The organism is Paraburkholderia sp. BR14312 (assembly GCF_040948675.1).
In the GTDB taxonomy this organism is placed as follows: Bacteria; Pseudomonadota; Gammaproteobacteria; order Burkholderiales; family Burkholderiaceae; genus Paraburkholderia; species Paraburkholderia nodosa_A.
In genome coordinates this window covers 35,804-45,917 of the sequence record NZ_JBFPKI010000027.1, presented here as the reverse complement: position 1 = coordinate 45,917, position 10,114 = coordinate 35,804, and the positions used below count along the sequence as shown (strand labels likewise).

Annotated in this window: 6 protein-coding genes and 1 pseudogene; 5 read left to right on the top strand and 2 right to left on the bottom strand. The window is 55.6% G+C overall.

Annotated elements, in window-relative coordinates; genetic code table 11:
* Positions 1–257: 257 nt before the first annotated feature.
* The 5 genes and pseudogenes from AB3X98_RS40570 to AB3X98_RS40550 all read left to right on the top strand — a co-directional run bounded on the left by AB3X98_RS40570 (position 258) and on the right by AB3X98_RS40550 (position 8,568).
* Complete coding sequence (locus AB3X98_RS40570) at positions 258–1,412, top strand: porin (protein ID WP_368606655.1); 1,155 nt, start codon at positions 258–260, stop codon at positions 1,410–1,412.
* 187 nt (positions 1,413–1,599) lie between these two features.
* Positions 1,600–2,553 (top strand): IS5 family transposase, encoded by a 954-nt coding sequence (locus tag AB3X98_RS40565; RefSeq protein WP_368606656.1) that lies wholly within the window; start codon positions 1,600–1,602, stop codon positions 2,551–2,553.
* 96 nt (positions 2,554–2,649) lie between these two features.
* Positions 2,650–4,248: pseudogene (locus AB3X98_RS40560) on the top strand (methyl-accepting chemotaxis protein).
* 129 nt (positions 4,249–4,377) lie between these two features.
* Entirely contained in the window at positions 4,378–5,628 is a 1,251-nt protein-coding gene (gene kynU, locus AB3X98_RS40555; RefSeq protein ID WP_368606657.1) for a kynureninase, read from the top strand.
* 684 nt (positions 5,629–6,312) lie between these two features.
* Positions 6,313–8,568 carry a CHAT domain-containing protein gene (locus tag AB3X98_RS40550; protein WP_368610431.1) on the top strand — a complete coding sequence of 752 codons (2,256 nt, stop codon included), beginning with the start codon at positions 6,313–6,315 and terminating at the stop codon, positions 8,566–8,568.
* Here AB3X98_RS40550 and AB3X98_RS40545 read toward each other — a convergent pair.
* The gene (locus AB3X98_RS40545) at positions 8,555–8,734 is read right to left on the bottom strand and encodes a hypothetical protein (RefSeq protein ID WP_368606659.1); all 180 of its coding nucleotides are present in this window, start codon (positions 8,732–8,734) and stop codon (positions 8,555–8,557) included. The two genes, AB3X98_RS40550 and AB3X98_RS40545, sit on opposite strands and share 14 nt — an antisense overlap.
* Positions 8,735–8,760: 26 nt before the next feature.
* Entirely contained in the window at positions 8,761–9,483 is a 723-nt protein-coding gene (locus tag AB3X98_RS40540) for a hypothetical protein (protein WP_368606660.1), read from the bottom strand.
* Between the last annotated feature and the right edge of the window lie 631 nt (positions 9,484–10,114).

The following is a 10,114-nucleotide window of genomic DNA, read 5'->3' as shown; positions in this document are numbered from 1 at the left end:
TGCAGGTCAAGACGTCATCGACGCGCCCATTGACCGGGCTCGCCACCCTCTGTCTCGATCATCTGATCGCAGACCTGCAGCGGACAAACGATCGGCATCCCCCCTCGGCATAGCAAAGCTTTGCGAATGGCGCAAAGCCAGTTTGTTTGATTTCGAATACGCCAGGAGAACAGAGGCGGTAGAGTGCGCCAACGCTGACATCGCGGGTCACACGCGAAGCGTCTATTCAGTCTGTTCAAATTCACCTGGAGATCACTGTGAGAAAGAGTCTGCTTGCCGGCGCGGCAATGATGTCCTTATTTGGCCACGCCTACGCACAAAGCAGCGTATCGCTGTATGGCATTGTCGATGCGGGCTTCGCTTTCAATAATAATTCCGGCGGTCAAAAGCTCTACACGCTGGCGAGCGGCAACATGCAAGGCAGCCGATGGGGGCTGCGTGGCGTCGAAGACCTCGGCGATGGACTCAAGACGCTGTTCACCGTCGAGAACGGCTTTAGCGTGACCAACGGAAAACTGCTGCAAGGCGGAGACCTGTTCGGTCGCCAGGCCTACGTCGGACTGGCATCGGATCGCTTCGGCTCCGTCACACTGGGCCGCCAGTACGATGCGGTAGTGGATTACACGGCGCGCTTTGAATCCGCTGCACAGTGGGCAACGGGCTATGGCGCGCATCCCGGTGATCTTGACAACCTCCAGAACACCAATCGGGTGAACAACGCAATCAAGTTCAGGAGCGTCGACTACGCAGGCCTGAAATTCGGCGGACTGTACAGCCTGGGTGGCGTTGCCGGCCACCTTGGCACCAACCAGATCTGGTCCCTCGGCGCAGGTTACGACAACGGTCCGCTTTCCCTCGGCGCAGCATACCTGAATGTGCGAGACCCGAACTTCTCGTTCTTCGGCAACAATTCGACGTCCAGCACGACAGCGTCGAACATGACTGCCAGTACCGTCTATTCGGGCTATGCGTCAGCGCGCACGCAGCAGATCATTGCAGCGGGCGCAGCGTATCAGCTGGGTCAGGCCACGCTTGGTGCGATGTACACCAACACCCAGTTCCGGGGACTTGGCGCACTAAGTGCCCTGAATTCGCTGCACTATCATGGCAACGCCGCGTTCCACAATGCTGAGGTCAGCTTCAAGTATCTCGTGACCCCCGCGCTGAATCTGGGTATCTCCTACGACTATACGAAGGGCTACGGCGTCAATCACGCGACCTATCATCAGGTCGACGCAGGTGTCGACTATTTCCTGTCGAAGCGGACTGACGTCTATATTTCCGCGATTTACCAGCATGCGAGGGGAACGGACTCTACTGACAAATCGGCGGTCGCGAACATCACGGGTTTCTCAGCGTCCTCAACGGGTAATCAGTTCGTGGCGGTAACGGGAATCCGGCACAAGTTCTAGGATGTCTTCCGCGGAAGCTGGAGGAATCGACCAGGAATGGCACCATCGGTCGTGAACTCCAGCGCTTTTGCATTTTCGCTCAGACAGATCCCGTTATGCGAAACCTTCTTGGGAAGGTCTGCAAAAGTCCTGGAGTTGATGTCTGGTTGGCCTATCCTGGAAGAACGCGAGTTAAAGGAGTTCCTCGATGACACAGTTCGGCCTTGGTCTGGATCTTTCAACGAAACGCACGCGCAAGCGGGAATTTCTCGATGAGATGAGGCGCGTTGTGCCATGGTCGAAGTTGATTGCGCTGATCGAACCGCACTATCCGAAGGGTAAGACTGGAAGGCCGCCGTTTCCAGTTGCGACGATGCTGCAGATCCACTTTATGCAGCAGTGGTTTGGTCTGTCAGACCCGGCGATGGAAGAGGCGCTTTATGACGTGCCGCTGTATCGTGAGTTTGCGCAGCTGGACGAAGGTATGACGCGTTTGCCGGACGAGAGCACGATTCTGCGGTTCCGGCATCTTCTCGAAACGCACGGTCTGGCCGCGCAGATGCTCGCACTGGTCAATGAGATCCTGAGTGAAAAAGGCTTGATGTTGAAGGCAGGGTCAGCGGTCGACGCGACCTTGATTAGCGCGCCCAGTTCGACAAAGAACGGCTCTGGCAAACGGGACCCGGAGATGCATCAGACGAAGAAAGGGAATCAATGGTACTTCGGGATGAAAGCGCACATCGGCGTGGACGCAGAGTCGGGTCTGGTCCACACCGTCATTGGTACGGCGGCCAACGTTCACGACATCAATGCGGCCGAAGCGTTGTTGCACGGCCAGGAAAAGGATGTGTACGCTGACGCCGGCTATCAGGGTATTGAAAAGCGCTGTCAGGCGAGTCCGGTACGCTGGCATGTTGCGATGCGACCGGGCAAGCGTCGACAACTGGACCTGAACAATCGTCTGGACGCGATATACAACCAGATTGAGCGTCTGAAGGCTGGTGTGCGCGCCACGGTTGAATATCCGTTCCGCGTGCTCAAGCAGCAGTTTGGCTATACGAAGACGCGGTACCGAGGATTGATGAAGAACACCGCGCAGATTACGACACTGTTTGCGCTGGGCAACCTCTGGATGTCGCGCAGGGCTTTAGGCAAAGCGTGAAACGCCCATGGGTTCAGGCCGTGAGTCTCGGCAAACAATGGTCGTCATGTTTGAAAAACCAGACGACCAACGTGCGAGCAAACGCTTACGCCTGATATGCCTAACGCGGAGAAAGATCAGCGCTCTGAAAACGTGTTGTGCAGACCTTCCCTTGCAAACGTCCGAATTGGCGTCCGACTTGGCGCTGGCTTTGCGCTCGTGCTAATCCTTCTTTGCGCGACAGGCTCCGTCGCCCTGTTCCAGACAGCTCGGGTGCACAACGGGGCAGTTCAGTTTGCCGATAGCTGGCTGCCGAAAACATGTGCTTGGGGACATTCGTACATGGGCAAACAACGTTCGCAAGTCAACGCTACGAAGTGTGCTTGAAACGGATCCCGTGCAAAAAGCATCCCAGCGCATCATGAGGGACTTTGCGCTTCGCACACTCGACGCGAAAATCGAAGCATATGGGCGACTCATCTCGTCAGCGAAAGAGGATCAGCTCAACCAGCAAACCCGGAAGGCGTGGAAATCCTATCTGGAGATGGATAACAGACTGCTTTCGCTTTCCGAACAGGGTGAGGGAAGTTTTGCCTCGGCCCGCTCGCTCGCGACGGGAGGGTCTGCCGATGCGTTCACCGCTGTCGCCAAATTGATCGAAGCGGAAGTCCAGCTCACCAGAAGCGGAAGCCAAATTGCTCGAACCACTGAAGCAGAGGACTACCGGCTGGCCGTAGAAGTCACAATTGGGTTGATTGGATTAGCGCTTGCGGCGGGCTCTCTCACGCATTCCTGATCACGAGGACCATTGTCCTTCCCCTGCGCAAGTCAGTCTCCGTGGCGGAGACCGTCGCGTGCGGAGACCTGACCTCACGTATCGAAAGTTACGGCCGGGATGAGGTCGGACGTTTGATGCAATCATTGCGGAAGATGAACAGCCAGCTAGCGAAATTCATCACTGGCATCCACGCGACCACCGATGCAGTAACGGTAACGTCGCGAGAGATCGCTAGTGGTAATGCTGATCTGTCCGCACGTACCGAGGCTCAAGCGGCGTCGCTCGAAGAAACGGCTGCCAGCATGACGCAGCTGACGGAGACAGTCAAACAGAATGCTGACAACGCGTCGCAAGCCAATCATCTCGCAATGAAGGCAGCCGTCATAGCAGACGAGAGCAACGATGCTGTGCAGGATATGGTCCGTGCGATTGGAAAGATGAACAGCAGCTCGATGCAGATTTCGGAAATTACGGCTGTTATAGAAGGGATTGCCTTCCAGACCAATATTCTTGCGCTGAATGCTGCAGTGGAGGCGGCGCGCGCTGGTGAACAAGGTCGGGGCTTCGCCGTCGTTGCGAGTGAGGTGCGCGGCCTTGCGCAGCGTTCGGCTGCAGCCGCGAAGGAAATAAAGGAGTTGATCGATTCATCGGTCCAAGCGATTGACCACGCGGCGAAGCAGGCAAGCGCGGTCGGTGTGACGATGGATGCTGTCAAGCAGGCGATCAAGCAGGTCTCAGGCATCGTCGGTGAAATCGCTATCGCGTCGGAGCAGCAAAGCCGAGGCATCGAGCAGGTGAATCAGGCGGTCCTGCAGATGGACGAGGTTACCCAGCAAAATGCTGCGCTGGTGGAGCAGTCCGCTGCGGCGGCATTTTCCCTCGATGAGCAGGCCACCAGGCTGCAGGACGCCGTGTCGGTATTCAAGATTGCGAGGTGACGTGGATGGTGTTTTTCCGGCGTCATTCGTGCAACAAACCTGCGGTACGCAGGCATTGAAACCGATGCAACCGTATCACCGCGTTCCGCACGAACGCGCTTCTCTTTCGGATGACAAGAGCGAACTATCATGAATCAACGTGAAGAAGCACTCGCACTCGATGCGGCCGACCCTCTCGCACTCTTGCGCGACCAGTTCGCGCTCTCGCCGAACGTCATCTATCTGGACGGCAACTCGCTCGGCGTGCCGCCCGTCGCGGCTGCACAGCGGGCGCAGACCGTCATCGGCGCCGAATGGGGCGAAGGGCTAATCCGCAGCTGGAACGCGGCTGGCTGGTTTTCGCTGCCGCGGCGACTGGGCGACAAGCTTGCGACACTGATCGGTGCAGCGCACAACGAAGTCGTCGTCACCGATACGATTTCGATCAACCTTTTCAAGACGTTGTCGGCGGCTCTGCGGATGCAGGACAAGCGCGACCCGAAGCGCCGCGTGATCGTGTCGGAACGCTCGAATTTTCCGACTGATCTGTATATCGCGCAAGGGCTCATCAAGCAGTTGGATCGCGGCTATGAACTTCGCCTCGTCGACGATCCGTCCGAGCTGTCCGCGGCGATCACCGGCGACGTCGCCGTCGCGATGATCACTCACGTCAACTACCGCACTGGCTACATGCACGACATGGCCGCACTGACGAAGCTGGTTCACGACAGGGGCGCGCTAGTGCTGTGGGATCTCGCGCACTCGGCGGGCGCCGTGCCCGTCGATCTGAACGGTGTCGGCGCCGATTGCGCGGTCGGCTGCACATACAAGTATCTGAACGGCGGTCCCGGTTCGCCTGCGTTCGCGTGGGTGCCGCGTCGTCATCAGAGTGAGTTCGAGCAGCCGCTGTCAGGCTGGTGGGGGCATCGTGCGCCGTTTGTGATGGACCCGACATATATCGCCGACGACGGCATCGGCCGCTTTTTGTGCGGCACGCAGCCGATGGTTTCGATGGCGCTGGTCGAATGTGGACTCGATGTATTCCTGCAAACCGACATGCTGGCGATCCGCCAAAAGTCGCTTGCGCTGACCGACCTTTTCATCGAACTGATCGAGACGCGTTGCAAGGAATTTCCCCTCACGCTTGTCACGCCTCGCGCGCATGCGCAACGCGGATCGCACGCGAGCTTCGAGCATCCGCACGGCTACGAGGTGATGCAGGCGTTGATCGCGCGCGGCGTGATCGGCGACTATCGGGAGCCGCATGTGTTGCGCTTCGGTTTTACACCGCTGTATACGCGCCACGTGGATGTGTGGGATGCCGTTGAGCATCTGCGCCAAGTGCTTACCGAAGAAACCTGGCGTGCGCCTGAATTCGCCACGCGCGGCGCCGTGACCTGAGCGACGGCCACGTCGTCGAGATGATGCCCCCGTAAGAGTTGCATTGCTAAGTCGCGGTGTGAGTGGCGGCACGTCTGCTGTCTTGATGCAGAGACCCTTCGGAAGAGTCGTCAGCGCCCCTCAGCTGAGGTACCAAGCCCCAATTCTTTCTCAAAACCTTCGCCAAAAACGACTGTACGATAAGTATTCTTATCACAATAGTATTGTTTACGTATAAAACTATACGATTTCTAAAATCGCCGGATGCGGTCGCGCGCCCCGCCCTCCGCCGAACCTGCCGGCTTGCCCGGTGTCGGTGAACCCGCAATCCTCAACGCCAGCGAGATGAAAGCGCAGCTCCTGCACTTCGCGTCAGTCCATGCGTTTTCATCTGTCAACCCACGTTCGCCCCGGTCACTCGCGACGGCATTAGAGCCGATATAAAAGAATGGCGGCTCACGAGGCGTAGAATACGCCCCACATCGTAGACCGCATTAAAAATGTCACCGTTGCGACATTAAATGCGCCACTTCACTTCACGCGGGACAGCCGATCCGGTGCAAACTGGACGGCGCAGAGGCGCGGCTGCGGCAATGTTAACACCGACCGAATCTAGTCGAGAGAACGGCTCCGTCTTCGTCGGCGCTTGGTCGCAACCCAAGGCACATCTAGCAAAGCACTCCGACATTTCGGAGATTAAAACGCATGGATCATTATATGGCTAACAAACAAGCGCGAAAGGAAAAATCATCAGATACGCAACGCATGAATGCGATCCGTGGTTGGTTTCTCGATCGAAGATATCGAATAGTCTATTTTGTTCCCTTCGAGAGGGAACCATTGGAGGATGCAAGCATATTTCGCCTGTATTCTGAAAACTTGATGAAGACCTCATTGCTCCACGTACGCGCTGCGGGACTCCCGGCTGATGTGCGGGAGCTATCTTCGGACTGGGAAACCATCTATCGATTTCGACGTGCACGAATAATTGAGAATTTGATTATTCCAATTTATATCGATTCACTCGTCGAGGCGGCTCAAGCCTTCGATGACCGCCCATTTAAGGTCGTATTGACGGACGACGAAACGGCCGATCGAGTAGACGAACTGCTACCAAACACTTCTCTGAAGTGGGTCCACTTGTCGACCTCGCCAGTCCAGAGTGGTCGAATTTCACTTACAGGTCTTACTTGGGCATCATTTCGTGATGCTCTTCGAAATCTCCATTTGACAGAAGGCGCTTTTGAAGGCCCTATGGGACCCTTGATGAGAGTTTTTGACGAGGTGACAAGCTCGACTCCGCCATCTGAGACGGAAGACCTGTTGTATGATCCCACCGCACACAACATAACTTCAATCAACCAAATTTCCGCTTGCTGCTACGGCGTTCGTTCCCGCGAGGTGAAGCCGATATTGATGGAACAGCAGGCATATCGCGACGCAGTCGTAGAGGCGGCAGCTGAGGTTTTTCATCGGCGCGAACAACTCTCCTCTTTTAAAGAGGATGGAGCTCCCCCTTATAGACTGGCCTTGGCTGCTCCATCACTATTAGGACGCTTTTATTCGAATAAATTCACAAAAAACAACGATCTAAAGAAGGCGGACCCGGTATTGCAAAAGTTTGTTTTGGAAACCATTCGCCAAAGCACATATTTCTATAAAACTGATTCCGAAAAGTTACGAGCGTTCATGCGCTCAAAATCAGTTAGATATTTAACGCAGGTCAGTACCGATGAGTTAGCCACGTTCTCAACGTCCCTAACCGTCTTCTCCGCGCGCACACTTACGCCGGTTGTAAGAATTGAGCCTTCTATAAACTCTGTCCGATCGATCCTATCGAAGATTGCTCACTTGGCGCGCGGCAATAACAATCGAAGAAGATTTAAAGTCAATGCGGCTGCAAAAGAAGCGATGCAGCACATGGCGGATTCCATCGCACCTGAGTATCAGCAGCTTCTTATAAATCCGAAACCTGAGTGTCGTGAGGGTATCAAGCTTGTCACGGATCTACCTCTTGAATGGGTACCGGTCGACGATCTACCATTAATGATGGCGTACGAGACTAGCCGAGTGCCGGTGACTCCTGGCAATGTCAATTTGGAGCAGTTGGTTGTGAGCCGAGCTGTACACCTAAAAGTGGAAAATTTCTCGAAGGTGCTCGTCATTCGTTCCTTCGACAAGCATGACCCAATTCGTGGGCTCCTTGAGGCGGCCATCGGGGCAATGGAGCTAGACAATGGTGATTTGCCTGTGTCCACGAAGATCGTGGACGTGGAAACCGTTGAAGATTTCGTTTCTGCGTGGAACGCTTTTGACGGCGCGATCGTCATTTTTGACGGCCATGGCGTTGCTGAAGACGACACTGGCGTCGGTAGTCTTATCATCGGTGGAGCTCGGGTTAATGTTTGGGAGCTACGCGAACGTTTAACTCAAAATCCACCGATCGTAATCACGAGCGCGTGCGACACACACTCAGTAGACAGCGGCCACGCCACAGTAGGAAATGCACTGCTCATGCTTGGCGCGACCTCTGCGATCGCGACGTTTTTGCCGGTCGACGCAAGGTATTCTGCCTCATTTATCGCCCGCCTATTGCTCCGTGTTGCGAATTACGTCCCCGTTGCGGCGAATTTCTCCAACCTCTTTCGACCGCTGACCTGGAGATCAGTGGTCACTGGGATGCAAAGAATGGTGTTTGTGACCGAAATCCTCAAGGAGCTGGAGGCCGCTGGAACAGCGCTCACGAGCGATCAAGTTGCTGACCTCCAGATGGCCGCCAACGTGGACATCAACGCGGAGGTTCAAGATTGGTACAGAAAATTTCTGACCAACCTTTCCGCTTCCGTTGGCGAGAGTGAAGATGCGATTCGTTCGAAGATTAGCACCTGGGCAACCTTGGTTGATGTGATGCTTTACGTCCAGCTCGGTAATCCAGAGTCAATCGTCATTACAAGTGAGTGAAGATGCTGCCATTGCGCCACTCTTCGTAGTTGCGTGTCTCAACGGTGAAGACACCTGGGTTCTCTACGCCGATGTCATTGAATCCGCATGCGGCCGTGGGCTGCGTGATCTCCCGCGTGGAAAAAACCGTGTAGTGAATGCCGTCTGGGGTTCCGATGTCTGACATTGTTGTGCTCCAGTATTTTCGTATCGCTAAGGAAGATTCGACACCGTTGTTGGATATCTATCCCTATCGCTGCCGAAGTGAGCGCCCAGCGTTCCAGAGATCACAACGATGATCGATGTCGGTCCGGCAACCGTTATCTTTGGGTGCGGAAATCTCGTAAATACCTCCCCGAGGTCGACATGTGTATGCGGGTCCGGGCCGCTGAATCCCGGCGTTGAAAAGTCGACCGTTCCAGAGATCGCGACTTGATGCGTAAATGGCACGTTGTACATGATCTCCGTGAGGAGAACGGTAAGGATCGTTTTTTTCCGCGGCGGGATCGTGGGTATGTTGTACGTCAGGCGCAGCTGCTGATTGAAAGAGCTGCTCTGTGTCTGCGACTTAGAAATCTCGAACTTGCTGGCATTCTGGGCTTCGGCTCCGGCTAATCCCGGGATAGGAAATGGAAGGGGAACCTTGATGGTCATCGATTGGTTCACCGTGAAGCTTTGCGTCAGCGTCTGTGACATTGAGGAGGCCCACGTTCGTGTTTCGTCGTACACGACTGAGGTCGCGACATCGGTGTCGTTGGGAAATTCTCGAATCGTAATTGGGATTTCGGGCCCGTATATTGGAGTTACAGCACCATATTGCGCGTCCAATATCGCCGGCTCGCCATCCAGGCCGCCATTGAAGTACCAATTCTTGCCGCAGATCGCCACCGCTCGCTCATCGAGCGCCTTTGTTAAATCAAGGTTATCGGACATCATGTCTCCCCTTTTCGCTGTCAGGAAAGCATAGGGCAGCGTTCAGGGGCGCGAAAGGATTGGGCGTGTTCTGTGTGCGGTACCGAGCATAGCGGCACCTAGCTCCGACGAATCGGATGTCACGCACTGGATTGGGTGGCGCGTGATGTCTGCATTCTTCAAGGGCTATTCATGAGCACTCCGACTCCCATTACCAAACCAGCAATCGACCAGCAGATCAGCTACGTGTCGCCTTTGGCAACCGCACCGCTGCGAGCCAACGTCGTGAGCATCTGGGACGACGGTCCGGTTGACTTGGTCGTGTCGGAATCGGGGGCATTACTTGCCCGGCGCCAAACTCAGGCCTTTCCGTTGCTAGCAAAATCCGTGGTCATGGTTAGCGGAAACTACGAGCGCCAACATCTGCTATCGAGTTGCCTTAGTCGTTTGAATGTCTCGCCAACGCTTCCTACGAACGACTGGAGATGGCCGGATAGCACCTGACGTAACGCGCGAGAGCGGTCATTTGCATGGATGTGTATTCGTCGACCTAACCGCAAAGCGCAGACCTGTCGCTAACGGATAGAGGCCTTTGCGAGGCAGTCTTCCTTTATGAAGAGCGTGTTGCTTGTGGGCGCCGCACACCGGCCGTCCC

What these genes read in the sequence shown, in the direction of transcription:
- AB3X98_RS40565 (WP_368606656.1), top strand. Translation starts at nt 1,600, where the DNA reads ATGACACAGTTCGGCCTTGGTCTGGATCTTTCAACGAAACGCACGCGC.
- kynU (WP_368606657.1), top strand. Translation starts at nt 4,378, where the DNA reads ATGAATCAACGTGAAGAAGCACTCGCACTCGATGCGGCCGACCCTCTC.
- AB3X98_RS40550 (WP_368610431.1), top strand. Translation starts at nt 6,313, where the DNA reads ATGGATCATTATATGGCTAACAAACAAGCGCGAAAGGAAAAATCATCA.
- AB3X98_RS40545 (WP_368606659.1), bottom strand. Translation starts at nt 8,734, where the DNA reads ATGTCAGACATCGGAACCCCAGACGGCATTCACTACACGGTTTTTTCC.
- AB3X98_RS40540 (WP_368606660.1), bottom strand. Translation starts at nt 9,483, where the DNA reads ATGATGTCCGATAACCTTGATTTAACAAAGGCGCTCGATGAGCGAGCG.